This window comes from Microcoleus harperi Pol14_C6 (assembly GCF_036701295.1).
GTDB lineage: Bacteria > Cyanobacteriota > Cyanobacteriia > Cyanobacteriales > Microcoleaceae > Microcoleus.
In genome coordinates, this window is the sequence record NZ_JAUBQN010000043.1 from 1 (window position 1) to 19018 (window position 19018).

13 protein-coding genes, 1 tRNA gene and 1 other annotated feature are annotated in these 19018 nt (G+C 46.9%); of the genes, 10 read left to right on the plus strand and 4 right to left on the minus strand.

What is annotated here, in order from left to right:
• Positions 1–150: 150 nt before the first annotated feature.
• Both QUA27_RS22785 and QUA27_RS22790 read left to right on the plus strand, forming a co-directional pair.
• A complete protein-coding gene (locus tag QUA27_RS22785) occupies positions 151–4959 on the plus strand; it encodes a non-ribosomal peptide synthetase (protein ID WP_333070754.1) in 4809 nt (1602 codons plus the stop codon).
• A 118-nt stretch (positions 4960–5077) separates the two neighbouring features.
• The gene (locus QUA27_RS22790; RefSeq protein WP_333070755.1) at positions 5078–9184 is read left to right on the plus strand and encodes a non-ribosomal peptide synthetase; all 4107 of its coding nucleotides are present in this window, start codon (positions 5078–5080) and stop codon (positions 9182–9184) included.
• A gap of 250 nt (positions 9185–9434) precedes the next feature.
• On the opposite strand, the gene QUA27_RS22795 is transcribed toward QUA27_RS22790, so the two are convergent.
• On the minus strand, positions 9435–10787 hold the full coding sequence (locus QUA27_RS22795; RefSeq protein WP_333070756.1) for an inorganic phosphate transporter: 1353 nt from the start codon (positions 10785–10787) through the stop codon (positions 9435–9437).
• A gap of 67 nt (positions 10788–10854) precedes the next feature.
• Between QUA27_RS22795 and rplS the strand changes: the two genes are divergently transcribed.
• Together rplS and QUA27_RS22805 are read left to right on the plus strand one after the other, a co-directional pair.
• Positions 10855–11238 carry a 50S ribosomal protein L19 gene (gene rplS, locus QUA27_RS22800; RefSeq protein WP_333054363.1) on the plus strand — a complete coding sequence of 128 codons (384 nt, stop codon included), beginning with the start codon at positions 10855–10857 and terminating at the stop codon, positions 11236–11238.
• Positions 11239–11371: 133 nt separating this feature from the next.
• Positions 11372–11444, plus strand: a tRNA-Trp gene (locus QUA27_RS22805).
• 58 nt (positions 11445–11502) lie between these two features.
• On the opposite strand, the gene QUA27_RS22810 is transcribed toward QUA27_RS22805, so the two are convergent.
• A complete protein-coding gene (locus tag QUA27_RS22810) occupies positions 11503–11697 on the minus strand; it encodes a hypothetical protein (protein WP_333070757.1) in 195 nt (64 codons plus the stop codon).
• A gap of 71 nt (positions 11698–11768) precedes the next feature.
• Between QUA27_RS22810 and secE the strand changes: the two genes are divergently transcribed.
• The 6 genes from secE (at position 11769) to rplL (ending at position 15456) form a co-directional block, all read left to right on the plus strand.
• Positions 11769–12002 carry a preprotein translocase subunit SecE gene (secE, locus tag QUA27_RS22815; protein WP_333070760.1) on the plus strand — a complete coding sequence of 78 codons (234 nt, stop codon included), beginning with the start codon at positions 11769–11771 and terminating at the stop codon, positions 12000–12002.
• Positions 11999–12637: a transcription termination/antitermination protein NusG gene (nusG, locus tag QUA27_RS22820; protein WP_333070762.1), complete on the plus strand. Its 639-nt coding sequence runs from the start codon at positions 11999–12001 to the stop codon at positions 12635–12637. Before secE ends, nusG begins: the two co-directional genes overlap by 4 nt.
• 3 nt (positions 12638–12640) lie before the next feature.
• The gene (rplK, locus tag QUA27_RS22825) at positions 12641–13066 is read left to right on the plus strand and encodes a 50S ribosomal protein L11 (RefSeq protein ID WP_194061482.1); all 426 of its coding nucleotides are present in this window, start codon (positions 12641–12643) and stop codon (positions 13064–13066) included.
• Positions 13067–13285: 219 nt separating this feature from the next.
• A complete protein-coding gene (gene rplA / locus QUA27_RS22830) occupies positions 13286–13999 on the plus strand; it encodes a 50S ribosomal protein L1 (RefSeq protein WP_190663916.1) in 714 nt (237 codons plus the stop codon).
• A gap of 112 nt (positions 14000–14111) precedes the next feature.
• Positions 14112–14284 (plus strand) — a sequence feature (ribosomal protein L10 leader region).
• Between the two features lie 29 nt (positions 14285–14313).
• On the plus strand, positions 14314–14925 hold the full coding sequence (gene rplJ, locus QUA27_RS22835; protein WP_333070765.1) for a 50S ribosomal protein L10: 612 nt from the start codon (positions 14314–14316) through the stop codon (positions 14923–14925).
• A gap of 138 nt (positions 14926–15063) precedes the next feature.
• A complete protein-coding gene (gene rplL / locus QUA27_RS22840; protein WP_333070768.1) occupies positions 15064–15456 on the plus strand; it encodes a 50S ribosomal protein L7/L12 in 393 nt (130 codons plus the stop codon).
• A 147-nt stretch (positions 15457–15603) separates the two neighbouring features.
• On the opposite strand, the gene QUA27_RS22845 is transcribed toward rplL, so the two are convergent.
• Together QUA27_RS22845 and QUA27_RS22850 are read right to left on the minus strand one after the other, a co-directional pair.
• Complete coding sequence (locus QUA27_RS22845; RefSeq protein WP_333070770.1) at positions 15604–17220, minus strand: FAD-dependent oxidoreductase; 1617 nt, start codon at positions 17218–17220, stop codon at positions 15604–15606.
• 179 nt (positions 17221–17399) lie between these two features.
• Entirely contained in the window at positions 17400–18902 is a 1503-nt protein-coding gene (locus QUA27_RS22850) for a ribbon-helix-helix protein, CopG family (RefSeq protein ID WP_333070772.1), read from the minus strand.
• Positions 18903–19018 lie beyond the last annotated feature (116 nt).

Below are 19018 nucleotides of genomic sequence, written 5' to 3' on the forward strand. Positions count from 1 at the left end.
TGAAACCTTGGGTAGGATTTTGGTTGCGGATTCAAACAGAATCATACTCAGGTTAGGCCACAGTAAGCAAGCGGTAAGTTAAGCTCTTAATTTGTGCGCTGGTAGAATTTCTTTGATTGATTTGCCCAAGTAATGACAGGATGACTCAAAATGCCCGATCCAAAAATAGCGAGTTCATCGCCAAATGCCAGAGATTCTGTCAGGGTGGAGTTAGTGGAGTTTTTATCTTATCTTCGCAGTCTAGATATTAATATTTTTGTTGAGGACTCTCGCCTGCGCTGCAACGCGCCCGAAGGAATTCTTACACCCGAACTGCGCGCCGAAATTTCTCAGAGAAAAGCCGAAATTGTTTCATTTTTAAAAGCAGCTAATCGTACTTCTAGTTTTACTTCTACACCGATTGTTCCGAGGGGGCGGGACGGAAATCTACCGCTTTCCTTTGCACAGCAGCGCTTGTGGTTTCTCGACCAATTAGTACCGAACAATCCTTTTTATAATGTTCCTGCAGCATTGCGTTTGACAGGTTCGCTCAATTTTTCGGCGCTGCAACAAACCTTCAATGAAATTGTGCGCCGTCACGAAGCTTTACGCACGACTTTAGCATTAGTTTCGGGTCAACCTGTTCAGAGAATAGCTGCTGCTTTCCATCTTCCGATTAATGTAGTGGACTTGCGAAGTTTGCCAAAGGAATCTCGACAAACTGAAGCAAACCGGCTCACGGCCCAGGAAGCTCAACACTCTTTCAATTTGTCTAAGGACTTGTTGCTGCGAATCACATTATTGCAGTTAGATGATGCCGAATATTTACTAATGCTGAATATGCACCACATTGTCTCCGATGGTTGGTCTATCGGAGTGCTAATTCAGGAATTAGGCGCACTTTACACGGCATTTGCTAGCGAAAAACCTTCGCCTTTACCGCCTTTGTCGATCCAGTATGCTGATTTTGCCAAATGGCAGCGTGAATGGCTGCAAGGGGAAGTTTTAGAAACGCAGCTTGCTTACTGGCGGCAGCAGTTAAACGGCATTTCTATGCTAAATTTACCTGCGGATCGACCCAGACCAGCAATTCAAAGTTACCGAGGCAAAAGGCAATTTTTGCAACTGCCAAAACAACTGAGCGAGGCTTTAGAAACGTTGAGCCAGCGCGAAGGAGTGACGCTGTTTATGACAATGCTGGCAGCTTTTAAAACGTTGCTTTACCATTACGCGCAGCAAGAAGATATTGTTGTAGGTTCGCCGATCGCCAATCGCAACCGCAGTGAAATTGAAGCATTAATCGGTTTTTTTGTCAACAGTTTGGTACTGCGTACAGATTTGTCGGGAAATCCAACTTTTCGGGAACTGTTAAACCGAGTCAAAGAGGTAGCATTAGGAGCTTACGCTCACCAAGATTTGCCGTTTGAGAAGTTAGTAGAAGAACTGCACCCCGATCGCGCGTTGAACCAAAATCCCTTATTTCAGGTGGCGTTTGCGCTGCAAAACGCGCCGGGGAATCCGTTAGAATTGCCAGAATTAACACTGAGCCCGCAGCAGTTAGATGTGGGTACAGCGCGGTTTGATTTGGAGTTTCATTTGTGGGAGCGATCGTCCAACAGCTCGGGAAGCAACCAATCGCCCAGCAATAAGCTGTGGGTTGATAGCTCTGGGGGCATCAGCGGCATGGTTATTTACAGCGCCGATTTATTTGATGAAGCTACGATTGCGCGCCTGATCGGGCATTTTCAAACTCTGTTAGAAAGCATTGTGGCAAATCCCGAAGAGCGAATTGCCAACTTGCAATATTTGAGCGCTCAAGAGCGCTATCAGTTGTTAGTTGAATGCAACAATACTCAGGCGGATTATCCGCAAGATTTGTGCATCCATCAGCTATTTGAAATGCAGGCGGCTCGGACACCGGATGCGGTGGCGCTGGTATTTGGAGAGGAGCAAGTCACCTATCGAGAGCTAAATCTCCGCAGCAACCAACTAGCACGTTATTTGCAAAAAATGGGGGTTGGGGCGGAAGTTTTAGTCGGGCTTTGCTGCGGGCGATCGCTCGATCTGATTGTGGGGATGTTGGGTATCCTGAAAGCGGGAGGAGCTTACTTAATTTTAGATCCGAGCTATCCTGCTGAGCGATCGAGCTTTATGGTAAAAGATGCTCCATTATCTGTTGTGTTAACTCAGCAGCAATGGGTAGAGAATTTGCGCTCGCCCAATTTACAGATAGTTTGTTTAGACACAGACTGGGAGATGATTTCCCAAGAAATCGCCGACAATCCCACCAGCGCAGCCACAGCCGAAAATCTGGTTTACGCGATTTACACCTCCGGTTCCACGGGAAAGCCGAAAGGAGTGGAAATTGAGCACGGGAGCTTGTTAAATCTCGTTTTTTGGCATCAAAGAGAGTTTGGGGTGTCAGCGGGCGATCGAGCAACGCAAATAGCAGCGATCGGCTTTGATGCTTGCGGATGGGAAATTTGGCCTTATCTCGCCGCCGGATCTAGCATCTACTTTCCAGAAGATGACATCAGGCGAGATCCTGAAAAACTGCAAAACTGGTTAGTATCAAACGCCATTACAATTAGCTTTTTGCCAACACCTTTAGCCGAGAAAGTTTTGCTATTAGATTGGCCTCAAAATACAGCGTTGCGAATCTTGCTTGCAGGCGGCGAAAAACTGCAACAACATCCTTTAAAATCCCATCCATTTAAGCTAGTAAATAATTACGGCCCAACCGAGAACAGCGTCGTCACAACTTCCGGTTATATTGCTGCAACAGAGCAAACAGACATCGCCCCGACAATTGGCCGCCCCATTGCTAACACTCAAATCTACATATTAGACAAATATTTGCAGCCAGTGGCGATCGGCGTTGTTGGCGAATTGTACATCGGCGGAAACGGACTCGCTCGCGGCTACCTCAACCGCCCAGATTTAACCGCACAGCACTTTATTGTCAATCCTTTTAAACCAAATTCAGGAGAGCGAATTTACAAAACCGGCGACTTAGTGCGCTACAGAGGCGATCGCAACCTCGAATTTTTGGGACGCATTGACGAACAAGTAAAAATTCGCGGTTTCCGCATCGAATTAGGAGAAATCGAGACAGTATTAACTCAACATCCGGCCGTGCAGCAAACTGTAGCAACAGCTTCGGAAGATGGACAGGGAGATAAACGTTTAGTAGCTTATATTGCCCTGAATGCAGAATATAGCAGTACCAGCGAAAAAAGCCAAATAATGCAATTGCAGGACGAACAGGTTTTGCAGTGGCAAATGCTCTACAATGAAACTTACAATCAACCTGCTGTTGAGTCAGATCCAACATTTAATATTGTCGGCTGGAATAGCAGTTATACTAATCAGCCAATCCCAGCAGAACAGATACGCGACTGGGCGAAAAATCAAGCAGCCCAAATTTTAGCTTTGCAGCCGAGCCGAGTGTTAGAAATTGGCTGCGGCACAGGTTTGTTGCTGTTCCAAATTGCGCCTCGCTGCACTCAATATTGCGGCACAGACTTTTCCCCTATTTCGCTCAACTATATTCAGCAGCACTTGGCAAATCAACAGTTAGCTAATGTAAAGCTGCTTCAGAAAATGGCGACAGACTTTGAAGGAGTAGAGACAGCAGCTTTTGACGCCGTAATTCTCAACTCAGTCGTGCAATATTTCCCGACTATCGACTATCTCGTGCAGGTGCTAGAAGGTGCGGTGAAAGCAACTGCCCCCGGCGGCTTTATATTCATCGGAGATGTCCGCAGCTTGCCGTTGCTGGCAGCTTTTCACGCTTCGGTACAACTGTATCAAGCCGAACCTTCTCTCGCGGGCGAACAGTTGCAGCAGCGAGTACAAATGCAAATTTTTCAAGAAACAGAGTTAGTTATTGAACCAGATTTTTTTAGCGCCTTAAAGCACCGCTTTCCGCAGATTGACGGCGTAGAGATTCAATTAATTCGCGGTAGTTATCACAATGAGTTAACTGATTTTCGTTACAATGCTATTCTGCATATTGCATCTGAAACAGAACGCCCAAAATCATCGGCAAAAGGGGAGCGGGGCGCTGAAAAACGGCTGGATTGGTTGGATGAAAATCAGAATCTGACTGTTACCAATGTGCAACAAATATTATTGCAAAATCAACTCGATCTTTTAAGAATTGCTAATGTGCCTAATGCGCGGGTAACGGCAGCAGTTAAGGCGGCAGAGTTGCTGTCTGTTGTCGATAAATTTTCAACGGCAGGTCAGTTGCAGAAAGCCGTGGAAAAAATCGATGATTTAGGAGTCGATCCCGAAGCGTGGTATGCTTTGGAAGTTCCGTACAATGTTAATATTAGTTGGTCTAATTCCGACAGTCAAGGGCGCTACGATGTAGTGTTTGCACGGGGCGAAACCAGAGATTTTGTGCCAGAAACCCGAAGCGATAACTTGCGTCCTTGGCGCTCTTATGCTAACAATCCCTTACAAGCTAAAGCAGCGCGTAAATTAGTGCCGCAGTTGCAGGCTTATCTAGCAGAAAAACTGCCGGAATATATGGTTCCGTCGGCTTTTGTGGTGCTGGAGTCGCTACCTGTGACGGCTAACGGAAAGGTCGATCGGCTCGCTTTGCCTGCACCTGAGCCGATTAAGTTAGAATGGGCTGGCGGTTATGTTGCGCCTCAGACTTCTATTGAGGAAGTTTTGGTGAAAATTTGGGTTGAGGTTTTGGGGATAAAGCGAGTGGGTATCCGGGACAATTTTTTTGAATTGGGAGGCCATTCGCTGCTGGCGACTCAGCTTGTTTCTAGAGTGCGAGATGCTTTTGGGGTAGAGTTGCCTTTGCGCCGGGTTTTTGAAGCGCCGACAATTGCAGAATTATCTAAGGTTGTTGAGAGTTTGAAAGATAAGAATGCTAAAAGTGATGCTCCGGCTTTAGTGCCGATTTCGCGCGATAGTCGGCGGCGGAAGCTATCATCTTTTAATGGACCTATTGCATAATTTTTTGATGGATAGAGCAACCGCAGATGAGGGGCAGATTAACGCTGATAAACGCAGATAATTTTAAGATGGTTTTTGGGTTGGGCAAGATGTTGAATCGAGAAAGTAAATGAAAAGGATGGCTGTTGAACAGGATGCAATTTCGATAAATATGCAGCAAGAAACAGAAGTTTTTGTATTTCCCGCATCGTTTGCTCAGCAGCGGCTTTGGTTCCTCAATCAATTAGCACCGGGTAATCCTTTCTATAATGTTTCAACAGCGCTCCGCTTAACAGGTTCGCTCAACTTAAGATCTTTAGAGCAAACCTTCAATGAAATTGTGCAGCGGCATGAAACTTTACGCACCACTTTTACGCTTTTGGAAGGGGAACTCGTACAAGTTATTGCTCCCTTTTTAACCGTATCTCTCCCCACAATCGACTTACAAAATCTTTCGCCAGCTCAGCAGGAAACCGCAGCGCTGCAACTCGCAACTGATGCAGCGCAATGTCCTTTCGATTTAGCCGCCGGGCCGTTATTTAAAGTAACGCTGTTACAACTGAGTGAAACAGAACATATATTGTTGCTGAATTTACATCATATTGTGGCTGATGGTTGGTCGATTGGAGTGCTAGTTCGAGAGCTGGGAACGCTCTACACAGCATTTGTAAAAAATGGGATCTCGCACTTACCAGCACTGCCCGTGCAGTACGCCGACTTTGCAGAATGGCAGCACCAATGGTTGCAGGGCGAAGTATTAGAAACGCAGTTAGCTTATTGGCGGCAGCAGTTAAACGGAATTACCGCACTCAATCTACCAACAGACAGGCAAATACCTGCCGTTCCCTCCTACCGCGGCGCTAAACAATTTATAACACTATCTCCTGCTTTGAGCGAGGCGCTAAAGTCATTGAGCCAGCAAGAAAGCGCGACTTTATTTATCACTTTACTAGCCGCTTTTCAAACTTTGCTGTACCGCTATACAGGACAAGTAGATATTGCAGTAGGAACGCCGATCGCCAATCGCAACTTGAGCGAAATAGAAGCATTAATCGGTTTTTTTGTCAACAGTTTGGTGCTGCGTGCAGATTTATCAGGAAACCCAACTTTTCGGGAACTATTGCATCGGGTAAAAAACGTCGCAATGGCAGCCTACGCCCACCAAGATTTGCCCTTCGAGAAGTTGGTTGAGGAAATGCACCCCGATCGCGAGTTGAGCCGCAACCCCCTATTTCAAGTTAGTTTCAGCCTGCAAAACACTCCTGTAGCAGCGCTAGAATTGCCGGGAATCGTTGGAGAGGCGATCGACTTTGACGCGGGAACCGCCAAGCTCGATTTAGAGTGCCACTTGTGGGAAAATGCAGGAAGTATTCAAGGGCAATTTGTCTACAGCACAGATTTATTTGATAGCGGCACAATTGCGCGCATGGCGGGACATTTCCAAACGCTGCTCGAAGCCATTGTTGCCAATCCCAAACAGCGCCTCAGCGACTTGGCTTTGCTGACAGCGCCAGAATACCAGCAATTATTAATCGATTGGAATGACACTCACAGAGATTATCCGCAAAACCAGTGTTTCCATCAGCTATTTGAAGAGCGAGTCGCGCGATCGCCCGATGCTGTCGCCGCCGTCTTTGAAAACCAGCAGTTAACCTACCGCCAACTCAACAGCCAAGCCAACCAACTTGCACGTTACTTGCAGCAATTGGGCGCAGCACCAGAAGTTTTAGTGGGCCTTTGTGTAGAACGTTCCTTAGATGCGATCGTCGGATTGCTAGGCATTATCAAAGCAGGTGCAGCCTACCTGCCTTTAGATCCAACTTATCCTCAAGAGCGCCTTAACTTCATGTTAGAAGATGCTCAGGTGTCGATTTTGATAACTCAGCAGCACTTAGCCCAAAACTTGATGCAGCCGGAAAATTACGGAGTTTTTTCAGTAGTGTGTTTGGACTCCGACAGAGAAATTATCGCCCGACAAAGCCCAGAAAACCAAACTACAAATATCATACCAGAAAACCTAGCCTACGTCATTTACACATCTGGTTCAACCGGAAAACCCAAAGGCGTTTTAATCGAACATCGGGGACTCGACAACTTAGCCCTAGCTCAAATAGAAGCTTTTAACTTAAACTCAAATCACCGCATTTTGCAATTCGCATCCCTAAGTTTTGATGCCTCAATCTTTGAGATTGTCATGGCATTAGGAACCGGAGCAACACTTTACTGTGCCAAGAAAGAATCTTTGTTGCCCGGACAAACATTAATCCAATTTTTGCAGGACAATGCTATTACCCACGCTACCCTCCCGCCCTCGCTGCTAGCTGTCCTTCCAAACGCCGAACTTCCCGCACTGCAAACAATCATCTGTGCTGGCGAATCCTGTTCCCCGGATATTGTTAAACGCTGGGCTTCTGGGCGCAGATTTTTTAACGCTTACGGCCCTACAGAAGCGACAGTCTGGTCAAGTTTGGCCGAAATTGGCGATTCCCTGCCCGATAGCTTCGCTTCACGCAAAAAACAGCCAATCGGCAGCCCAATAGCTAACACTCAACTCTATATTTTAGATAAAAATTTACAGCCTGTACCCGTTGGAATTCCAGGTGAATTGTACATCGGCGGCAGCGGATTGGCGCGAGGCTACCTGAACCGCCCCGAATTAACCGCCCAGCGATTTATTGCTAATCCGTTTAGCCAGAAAGTAGGAGAACGAATTTATAAAACTGGTGACTTAGCTCGCTATTTTCCCGACGGCAATATTGAGTTTTTAGACCGCACAGACGAACAGGTAAAAATTCGCGGTTATCGAATAGAATTGGGAGAAATTGAAGCCCTGCTGGTTCAGCATCCAGCAGTCAAACAAACAGCGGCGGTTGCTGTGGATGATTTGTCTGGCAACAAACGCCTAGTTGCTTATGTCGTCCCAAATCAAAATCAGACGCTTAATCCCGGGGAAATACGCAATTTCCTCAAACCACAACTGCCCAATTACATGATTCCCAGTGCTTTTGTGGCGATGGATTTTCTGCCCCTAACTCCTAATGGCAAAATTGACCGCCTGCGCCTACCTGCACCGGGACATCTAACTAGCAATTCAATAGATAAAAGCTGCCTTGCACCTCGCACGCCAACCGAGTCAACCCTCGCCCAAATTTGGGCCACCATCCTCAACGCAGAGTGCGTTGGCATTGGCGATAACTTCTTCGATTTGGGTGGAGATTCCCTGCTGGCAATCCGCCTCATCAATGAGATTAACCAGCAATTTGAGCGCGAATTGCCGCTATCTGCTCTTTTTTTAAATCCGACAATTGAAGGTTTAGCAGATTCGCTATCTTCAGAAACAAATTCTCTGGAATGGTCGCCTTTAGTTGGAATTAAGCCTCGCGGTAAAAATCCCCCGTTCTTCTGCGTCCATCCCATCTTTGGCGTCGTGTTTCCTTATGTCGAGTTAGCGTTTCAGCTAGGAGAAAATCAACCGTTTTACGGGCTGCAACCAAAGGGTATTGACGGCGAAAGTTCTCCGTTAACTAGCATTGAAGACATGGCGACTGATTACATCGCAGCTTTGCGTACCGTTCAACCAAAAGGGCCTTATTTTTTAGGAGGCTGGTCTTTTGGAGGTTTGGTTGCTTTTGAGATGGCTCAACAGTTGCTCGCAGCGGGGGATGAAGTGGCTTTACTTGCTGTGCTGGATACTTTAGCGCCGGTTTCTGCTAACAAACCTTCTTTTTGGGACGGTTGCAAGTTTATTCTGACTACTGTTTCGCGCTCTATCTGGCCTTTTGTAGTAGATTATTTTCGCTTGGTGGCTGCTGCGGAAAATGTTCAAAGTGGCGGTATTGCTGCCAAATTTCCGAAATTAAATAAGATGCTTAATTGGGCAGCTAATTTTTTGCATCGCTGGAATTGGAAACAAGCCATTATGGTTAGTATCCTATCTCAGGAGTCAAAAGAACGGAGCTGGCGCGAGCTGGCAATTCCCTCGATGTTTACTGTATTTCAGGCTAACAGTCAAGCAACTCTCAGCTATGTACCAAAAATTTATCCGCAGCGAATTACTCTGTTTAGATCGAGGGAAAAGCTAAGCATGAGTCAGCAAGATACGACTCTTGGCTGGAGTGAATTAACGGCGCAAAAAGTAGAGGTAATTAGAGTTCCTGGGAATCATCTTACTATGTTGAGAAAGCCTAACGTTGAGGTGCTGGCTCAACAGCTAAAGCATTGCTTAGAGAAGGAATTAAGTGATTGATTTGCCCGCGTGCTGGTGGGCCGCAACTGGGTTTGATGTGCGAAAGTGCTATTAGTCCTGAATCTTATCTTCATCTGCGTGAATCAGCGTCCATCCATTGTCATCTGCGGTTTACATTCTCTTTTTAAAACCGCAGATGAGGGCAGATAAACACAGATTAACGCAGATGAATTAGATCAATTCTGGTTGCAGCATCTATCCGTGATTGTTGAGTGATGACTGTTCTGAAATGCCTCAATCTATCTAAAATCTAAAATTGCCCAATGGATTGCGCAATGCTGAAGATGATAGCCGCCAAACCTGCTGCGATCGGAATTGTCACCAGCCAAGCCGAACCAATTGAAACCAATGTTTGCAAGCGTACTGTTTTCCAATTTTTGATCAGCCCGACTCCGACAACTGCACCGACTAAAGCGTGGGATGTGGAAACTGGCAAACCGAAGCGGGATGCTAGCAAGACTGTGGTGGCTGTGGCTAATTCCGCGCAAAATCCGCCACTGGGTTGCAGTTCGATGATTTTTTCGCCGACTGTGGCAATTACATTTTTACCCCAGATGGCTAAACCGATGACTATTCCTGCGCCTCCGACGACTAAAATCCACAGGGGAACGCTGAAATCTTCTGAGGGAAAGGAACCTGTGCGCCGGATGTAGGCGATCGCAGCTAGGGGAGCAACTGCATTTCCTACGTCGTTGGAACCGTGGGAAAATGCTACAAAACAGGCGCTCAAGACTTGAAATCTCGCCATTTGTTGCTCGATGGGAGAGTGGGGGAGTTTCGGAGTGGGGGAGGAGTTTGTACTTATTCCTTCTGCCTTCTCCCCTCTGCCTTCTGGGTTTTCAACTGATTCTAATTTTTTCCAGCTATTGAGTGTTAGGCCGATCGCCCCAATACTCCCGATGCCAATGACAATATCGTGAATTGGCAGATTCCAGCCAAATAGATCGTGCGCCGCGGCGATCGCCCCTGTCTGCACCAAAGCGACATTCACCACAGACGGCAGTACAATTATCCCAAATACGCTCAGCATTGCTGCACTCAGCCAAGGTATCCACTCGCGCATTTGAGATAGAGGATCTGGCCGATCGAGAATCGAATACTTCACGACACTGTAAAATAGCGCTGCTAAAGCACCGCTGGCAACAGGTGTCGCCAGCCAAGTTAGGGAGATAGTGCCGATGGTTCGCCAATCAACTGCATTAATTCCGGCTGCAACACAGCTAAAACCCGCGATCGCGCCCACCACTGCATGGGATGAAGAAACCGGCAAACCTCGACTGGTAGCGATTTGCAGCCAGATCCCGCAAGCTATCAGCACTGACACCATCCCGATTAAAAATACTTGCGGTTGGGCAGCGAACACTTGTGCATTCACAACTCCTGTTGCCAGAGTTTCGGAAACTCCTTGCCCGAACAGCACTGCGCCGGAAAACTCCAGTATGCCTGCAACAATTATTGCCTGCCGCAGCGTTAGCGCCTTCGAGCCTACGGATGTTCCCATCGAGTTAGCGACATCGTTGGCTCCCAAGTTGGCGGCGACGTACAAGGCCAGTGCGGCCATTGCCCCTAGTTGCAGAAATACGACCCCAGAGGTATCTAACATAGAAATTTTTTGACATAAAACGGGCATTTCGATATATGATAAGGGATTGTGAGTTTTGGTAAATCCGATGAAAGGCGCAGAAATAATCCGTTCTATCGAAACGGCAGAAATAGATAGAGTCAAGCAAGAACTCAATAAACAAGTTCCCGAAATTTACGTCGGCGACACAGTGCGAGTCGGCGTAAGAATTAAAGAGGGTAACAAAGAACGGGTTCAGCCCTACGAAGGGACTGTGATTGCCATGCGTAACGGCGGGATTAATGAAACAATCACCGTCCGCCGAGTGTTTCAGGGCGTCGGAGTGGAACGGGTGTTTTTGATTCACTCGCCCCGCATCGCCACCATCCAAGTGATGCGCCGCGGGAAAGTTCGCAGAGCAAAACTTTACTACCTGCGCGATCGGGTGGGCAAAGCTACTCGCGTCAAACAGCGGTTCGATCGCTCCCTGTAGGAATGCACTCCGCTTTCCCTTGGTTCATGATTCATGGGAAATTGAAAAAAATAAAAAAAAGTTTCCCATTTACGAGCGCACTGTGTTAAAATAGAAATCTAGAGGTTAAGCGAATTTCAGCAACCTCACCTGTGCGCTCTTAGTTCAGTTGGTAGAACGCAGGTCTCCAAAACCTGATGTCGGGGGTTCAAGTCCTCCAGGGCGCGCTGAATCACCAAACTTTAAATTCTGCCCGAAAGCGCCCGGACTATTGGCTGGCAACAGTCAAAACCGCAAACTTTCGGGTAGAATTAATTTTTGTGGGCGGTTCGCAAAAAATGCCATCAACAAATGCTCGGTGTGGCTTCTCGATAGTCGGTTTCGGCGATCGGCATTTACGCCGTTGATTGGTTGGGCTTGTAAAAAAGTCGTGGCTTTGGATTTGAGATTTTGGACTTGAGCGTAAGTGGTTAGTGTCAAAAAATCTGAGAGCCGCGGGCCACTCACACTATCTAAAATCTAAAATCTAAAATCGCAAGGGGGATTAAATCGTGGCGAAAAAAGACGAAGCTCAAGAAACTCAAGAAATAACGGCGTCTGGGTTTAACCCTGCGGGTTTTTTTAAGGAAACTAGAGAAGAACTCGACAAAGTGGTTTGGCCGAGCCGGCAGCAGCTAATCAGCGAGTCTTTTGCCGTGCTTTTGATGGTAATCCTCTCAGCAAGCTTGATTTATTTGGTGGATAACTTCTTTAACTGGGGCGCGGGAAAGGTGTTTGGGCCATGACTTTTGCATCAGAAGAATCTGAGTATTCCACAGAAGCGACGGGACAGGCAGCATCGCCAGAGGTGCCGGAGATTGATGCTCGCTGGTATGCTGTTCAAGTTGCCTCTGGCTGCGAAAAGCGGGTGAAGGCAAACTTGCAGCAGCGGATTCAAACTTTGGATGTTGCCGATCGCATCGTTCAAGTCGAAATTCCGCAAACTCCGGCAATCAAAGTCGGCAAAGATGGTTCCCGGCGGCAGTCAGATGAAAAAATCTTTCCCGGCTACGTACTCATCCGTATGTTTATGGACGAGGATACGTGGCAGGTGATCAAGAATACCCCGAATGTAATTAATTTTGTCGGGGCCGAGCAGAAACGCCGCTACGGGCGCGGCAGGGGTCACGTCAAACCGCTACCTCTGAGTCATTCGGAAGTAGAACGGATCTTCAGAAACGCTCAGGAATCAGAACCAGTTGTCAAAGTATCGATGTCTACTGGAGACCACGTTGTGGTACTTTCCGGGCCATTTAAGGATTTTGAAGGTGATGTGATTGAAGTTAGCCCGGAACGAAACAAGCTCAAAGTTTTACTCTCGATTTTTGGGCGCGATACGCCTGTAGAATTGGAGTTCAATCAGGTTCAGAAACAGAACTAACTAATGGCAAAGAAAGTTGTTGCAGTAATTAAGTTGGCGATTACGGCGGGAAAAGCCAACCCAGCTCCTCCGATCGGCCCAGCTCTGGGTCAGCACGGCGTCAATATTATGATGTTTTGCAAGGAGTACAATGCTAGAACCGCAGACCAAGCGGGTCTGGTGGTTCCGGTAGAAATTTCGGTTTTTGAAGACCGCAGTTTTACATTTATTCTCAAAACCCCGCCGGCGTCGGTTTTGATTCAAAAAGCGGCTGGCATTGCTAAGGGTTCGGGAGAACCTAATCGCAAGCAAGTAGGGAAAATTACACAGGCTCAGTTACGAGAAATCGCTGAAACCAAAATGCCTGACCTCAATGCTAATGATGTTGAGGCTGCTATGAAAATTGTGGCAGGAACGGCTAAAAATATGGGCGTGGCGATCGCGGATTAAAGTCAGTTGTCAGTTGTCACTTGACAGTTGGCAGTTGTCAGTAATTCAGGATTTTGAAGCTAAAATCTTCAAGCTCAAATCGCAAATCCTAACTCGGTTCAGGGGGAGAAGCAAAGCTTCGCTAGTAACCGAAAACGGGTAGATTTTAAGATTGTCCGATAGGTTCAATGTAAAATCTAAAATCTAAAATCTAAAATCGACTGACCCCAGGAGATAACAATGGCAAAGAAAGTATCGCGAAGACTGCAAGAACTTCAAAAGAAAGTTGAAGACAGACCTTATCTACCGCTGGAAGCTCTGCAACTTTTGAAAGAAACAGCAACCGCTAAGTTTGGCGAAGCTGCTGAAGCTCACATCCGTTTGGGAATTGACCCGAAATATACTGACCAACAGTTGCGGACAACTGTATCGCTGCCAAAAGGAACTGGTCAAGTAGTCAGAATTGCGGTGATTGCTAAGGGCGAAAAAGTTAAAGAAGCTCTAAATGCCGGCGCCGATATTGCTGGTTCTGAAGAGTTGATCGATGAAATTCAGAAGGGCATGATGGACTTCGATTGCCTGATTGCTACCCCAGACGTGATGCCGTTGGTGGCAAAATTGGGTCGGTTGTTGGGCCCGCGCGGTTTGATGCCTTCTCCGAAAGGTGGCACGGTGACGACTGACATTGCTCAGGCGATCAACGAGTTTAAAGGTGGTAAACTAGAATTCCGTGCCGATCGAACTGGCATCGTTCATGTTATGTTTGGCAAGGCAGCTTTCTCAGCGGAAGATTTGCTCGTCAACCTTCATGCTTTGCAAGAAACTGTTGACCGCAACCGTCCTTCTGGTGCTAAAGGTCGCTACTGGCGCAGTTTGTACGTATCCGCAACAATGGGCCCGTCGATCGAAGTCGATATCAGTGCCCTGCGCGATACCAAACTAGATGCTGCCTAGAAAGAATTAAGCAGAAGGCAGAAGGTAAAAGACAGCTTCGGCTGTCTGCTGTGTAAATCTCTCACAAGATTTGCGTCATAGCCTTGCTAATATCTGCCTTCTGGTGATAGCCTAATCAAAAATCAATAAGCTGAAGACCGCAGGTGCCGATCGCTTAATTTCCTGCCGAGGCTGAAGAAATAAAAACTCAAGACTCAAAGATTAGAAATTTTCTATTTTTAATTCTGACTTGTTAATTTTTAATTCTCTGCCCCGGCTCGAAGGTCGGGGTTTTTGACGGGCAATTTTCGATCCTAAAAGGAGGTGAAATAAGTATGGGCAAAACTTTAGCAGTAAAAAATGAGATTATTGCAGACCTCAAGCAAACCTTGAGCGAATCTCAACTGGCGATCGTGATTGACTACACGGGCTTAACTGTTGCTGAAATCACAGATTTGCGTCGGCGTTTGCGTCCGAAAGGCAGCAGTTGCCAAGTGGCAAAAAACACGCTGATGCGAATTGCGGTTGAAGGCAACGAAACTTGGCAGCCGATACAGGAATTGCTGACCGGTACGTCGGCATTTCTGTTCGTGCAAGAAGATATTGGCGGCGCGATTAAAGCTTACCAAGAATTCCAAAAAGTCTCTAAGAAGACTGAACTTCGCGGCGGCGTGATGGAAGGACGGGTACTGAAAGAAGCTGATGTTAAAGCATTAGCTGATCTGCCGTCGAAAGAACAACTCATGGCTCAAATTGCTGGCGCTATCAACGGTGTCGCAACCAAGTTGGCTGTGGGTATCAATCAAGTTCCTACTTCGATCGCTCGCGGTCTTAAAGCTTATGCTGAAAAAGACGGCGATTCCGCAGAAGTAGCAGCAGAAGCACAACCAGCAGAAGCGCAACCAGAAGCGCAACCAGAAGCAGAAGCAGAAAACGCATCTGTGTAAGTCATTAGTAATGAGTCATGAGTCCTCAGTCATTAGTATTTAGCAATAGATAGAAGACTGCAGACGAAAAACTAATGATGAATGAGCAAATCTCAAATCCGAAATCCCAAATCTACAATCGAACTAGGAGTTTAACGAATGTCTACTGCAACTGACGAAATCTTGGAAAAACTTAAGTCTCTGACTTTGCTCGAAGCTTCTGAATTGGTCAAGCAAATTGAAGAAGCTTTCGGCGTGAGCGCTGCTGCTCCTGTAGGCGGCATGATGATGATGCCCGGTATGGGTGGTGGAGCCGCTCCTGAAGCCGTAGAAGAGCAAACCGAGTTTACTGTCATGCTCGAAGAAGTTCCTGCTGACAAGAAAATCGCCATTCTGAAGGAAGTCCGTGCAATTACCGGTCTTGGCCTGAAGGAAGCAAAAGATTTGGTAGAAGCTGCACCGAAAGCAGTTAAGGAAGCTATTGCTAAGGAAGCTGCTGAAGAAATGAAGAAACAGCTTGAAGCTGTGGGCGCAAAGATTTCTATCAAGTAGTCAGAGAATGTAGTTGATATCAATTCCGGTGACACCGGAATGATGGTTAACAGTTAACTGTTCCCTAAAATTAATCGCGCGATAGTTAAATCTCTCGCGCGATTAATTATTTTTGACGTAGGGAAACGGCGGGAGTGCGGTGTCCTCTTAGATTTTAGAGGCGGCTTCCATCTGCCGCACGACTGTTAAAGCAGAATAGGACACACCCGCAGTTCCTTCTCCGGGATGGGTGGAGTCGCCTACTAACCACAAGTTTTTAATTGGTGTGCGGTTCGCAAATCCGAAGGGGCCGAAGGTTGGTATTCGCTGGCCGATGCCGCCGACAACTCCTTGATCTCTCGCTGTGTAGCGGGCAAAGGTGCGGGGTGTGGCGGCTTCTTGGTGTACGATCGACTCTGGCGTCAAATTGAAATATTCGCTCAAACGCGCGATCGCCCCTGCGGTATATTTTTGCTTTAATCCTTCATAATCAACCGAATTCCACCACATTCGAGTATCAGTAAATGAGGAAGCGATAATTGTCGCCATGCCCTTCAGTGCTCGGCCATCACCCGGATGGCTAACAGAAACAAATAATGAATTATTCTCCCCAATCTCGCCGTCGTAATCGTAGAGAAACTGAATGTGCGGCGGACAATTTGCCGGAATGGCGCTTTCATGCACTCCCAAATATATGACAAATGCACCGGATGCGGGCGGCAATTTATCGACTCGATATTTGTAGCCTGCCATGTGATTTGGGAGTTTGTTTGTTGTCTCTGAACTCTCTGATTTAACGGATAAATTATCTGTTAAATTTCCGACAATCGGCTCGCTTGACAACAATTTTACTAGATTTTGCGCGGTCACGTTGGCAACAATGCGATCGGCAGTTTCTGTCCAAACTTCGCCTGTTTTTTGATTGCGAATCACTGTACCGGTGGCTTTGCCGTTGGCGGTGACAATACTTTCAACTGTGTGCCGCAACAGGACTTTGCCGCCGTCTCGTTCGATCGCCTCTACAAGTCGATCGCTCAATACCTGCATACTTCCTTGTAGATGATACAATCCCTGTGGCTCTTGCGAAACTCCTAAAGCCGTCGCCGCGTAAAGTAGCGCCGTTTCTTCGGTATCCACTTGAGAATATAATTTTAACTGCAAATCCAGAAAAGTTTTCAAGCGCAAATTGTCGCCCAACCCACAAAGCCGCAAAGCATCTCCCACTGTCATAAAAGTGAAAGGCAAAGTAATTAAAGTATCGGGGCGAACAGCTTGAATTAATTGCCACAAATCCCAGAAGTTTCTGGGGGGTAAAACTGGATCGCGCCCTTGAAATTTCCAGCTAGCTTTGAACAATGCAGACAATAATTGCCAAAAAGGTTCGCTTCCGGGAAACTGCCGCTGCCTTTCTTCCTGCCACTTTTGCGGATCTCGCCACACGCTAATCGGTGCGGTTTCTCCCGGCAAAAACACCGCACAAGCGGGATCGCATGGTGTGGCTGCGGGAAGTTCTATATCTAATTCTGAAAAAATTCGGTGATGAATGCCTCCGGGTTCCAATCCTGCAACCTGCGTGGCGCCGACATCGAAGGTAAAGCCTTTGCGTTTGAAGGTGGAAGCGCATCCTCCGGGGACGATCGCCTGGTCTAAGACTAGCACTTGGTATCCTCTGCGGGCTAGCAGGGCTGCTGCTGTCAGCCCGCCGATGCCACCTCCAATTACCGTGACGCGGCCCTTAATGTCTGCAGGATTGGATTTGCCTAAAGGGGTGCGATCGCCTCTCATAATTTATTTATTGTAATATTTCTTAATAGTATGCTCATATTTTGCAATAAAAAGCTCTTGTAGCGGCAGGTTGAAATCTATCGCTACAAGAGGAAAGAGGCCGAGTTTAGAGGACGTTTTAGGGGTAAGGTGCTCCGGGGGCACCCGGAGCGTTAGACTGGGCCGTGTTGATGAGAGAATCACTGACGGCGCCACTTGTTGAGATAAGCTTCGCCAATCCCAGCCACAGCCTGCATTTGAGCTAGCTGTTCCCGTAAAGCTTTGATGGTTCTTAGCTGTTCTTGAGACTGTTGCTGCAAAGCGTCGTAATTTCGCTGTATCGCAGCACTCTGGCTCAATTGATTTTCTAGAGATTGCAACTTGGTTAGTTGAACATGGAATTTGCCGATCGCACTTGACTTTTCTGCTAACTCGTGCTGCAAAGATTCGTAACTCGACTTCGACACGGTTTCCTGGAATTGGCTTTCGAGATTTTGCTTTTCGGTGGCGAATTGCTGCTGCAAAGATTCCAGAGCACTGGATTTTTCGCCTAGTTGCTGCTGCAAAGATTCCAAAGCACTGGATTTTTCGCCTAGCTGTTGCTGAAACTCGTGTTCCCGGTGTTCTCTTTCGGCCAATTGCTGCTGCAAAGATTCCAGAGCGCTGGATTTTTCGCCTAGCTGTTGCTGAAACTCGTGTTCCCGGTGTTCTCTTTCGCCTAGCTGTTGCTGCAAAGATTCCAGAGCACTGGATTTTTCGCCTAGCTGTTGCTGCAAAGATTCCAGAGCACTAGATTTTTCGCCTAGCTGTTGCTGAAACTCGTGTTCCCGGTGTTCTTTTTCGCCTAGCTGTTGCTGCAGAGATTCCAGAGCACTGGATTTTTCGCCTAGCTGTTGCTGAAACTCGTGTTCCCGGTGTTCTATTTCGGTCAATTGCTGCTGCAAAGAAGCGATCGAACTTTCGCGTTCACTCAACTGCTGCTGTAAACTTTCGTAACTTGACTTGGCTACTGTTTCCTGCAACTGGCTTTCGAGATTTTGCTTTTCAGTAGCGAATTGGTGCTGCAAAGAAGCGATCGAACTTTCGCGTTCACTCAACTGCTGCTGTAAACTTTCGTAACTTGACTTGGCTACTGTTTCCTGCAATTGGCTTTCGAGATTTTGCTTTTCGGTAGCTAATTGCTGCTGCAAAGAAGCGATCAAACTTTCGCGTTCACTCAACTGTTGCTGTAAACTTTCGTAACTTGACTTGGCTACTGTTTCTTGCAATTGGCTTTCGAGATTTTGCTTTTCGGTAGCTAATTGCTGCTGCAAAGAAGCGATCGAACTTTCGCGTTCACTCAACTGCTGCTGTAAACTTTCGTAACTTTCTTGCAGCGGATTTGGCTTTACACTCACCGAGTCCGATAGAGTTTCTGCCGTTACAGCCTCATTAATTTCGCTTTCTTCGGCTGTTTCCCCTTGCAAGTCGGGGGCATCTACCTGCGTTTCTTCACCTTTTTTCCAAGTGACAGTAACTTCCGTCTTGTCCTTAGAAATATCCAGAGCGCCTTGTGCCAAGCGTTCTAGGAGTTCTGACCTTGATATTCCGAGCTTGCGAGCGATCACGTTTAATCGATCGGCACTAGAAGAAGTCAGCGAAAGTCCGACTTTGACTTTACTTTCTGAATTGGAACTAACTACATTGCGATTTTTTTTGACCATTGGCATTTTCCTCATGCCAACCTACACTAATAAGTGTAGTGGCTGAAGTTTCTATTAAAATTAATTCTTGTTACTTACCAATTGTGCCAGCTTCTGTTCCCAATTGAAAAAAAATT

Bases quoted from the DNA above. Each gene is read 5' to 3' on its own strand.
- rplK (WP_194061482.1), top strand. From the start codon at position 12,641: ATGGCAAAGAAAGTTGTTGCAGTAATTAAGTTGGCGATTACGGCGGGA.
- QUA27_RS22845 (WP_333070770.1), bottom strand. From the start codon at position 17,220: ATGAGAGGCGATCGCACCCCTTTAGGCAAATCCAATCCTGCAGACATT.
- rplL (WP_333070768.1), top strand. From the start codon at position 15,064: ATGTCTACTGCAACTGACGAAATCTTGGAAAAACTTAAGTCTCTGACT.
- QUA27_RS22850 (WP_333070772.1), bottom strand. From the start codon at position 18,902: ATGGTCAAAAAAAATCGCAATGTAGTTAGTTCCAATTCAGAAAGTAAA.
- QUA27_RS22795 (WP_333070756.1), bottom strand. From the start codon at position 10,787: ATGTTAGATACCTCTGGGGTCGTATTTCTGCAACTAGGGGCAATGGCC.
- rplS (WP_333054363.1), top strand. From the start codon at position 10,855: ATGAAAGGCGCAGAAATAATCCGTTCTATCGAAACGGCAGAAATAGAT.
- nusG (WP_333070762.1), top strand. From the start codon at position 11,999: ATGACTTTTGCATCAGAAGAATCTGAGTATTCCACAGAAGCGACGGGA.
- QUA27_RS22785 (WP_333070754.1), top strand. From the start codon at position 151: ATGCCCGATCCAAAAATAGCGAGTTCATCGCCAAATGCCAGAGATTCT.
- rplA (WP_190663916.1), top strand. From the start codon at position 13,286: ATGGCAAAGAAAGTATCGCGAAGACTGCAAGAACTTCAAAAGAAAGTT.
- rplJ (WP_333070765.1), top strand. From the start codon at position 14,314: ATGGGCAAAACTTTAGCAGTAAAAAATGAGATTATTGCAGACCTCAAG.
- QUA27_RS22790 (WP_333070755.1), top strand. From the start codon at position 5,078: ATGGCTGTTGAACAGGATGCAATTTCGATAAATATGCAGCAAGAAACA.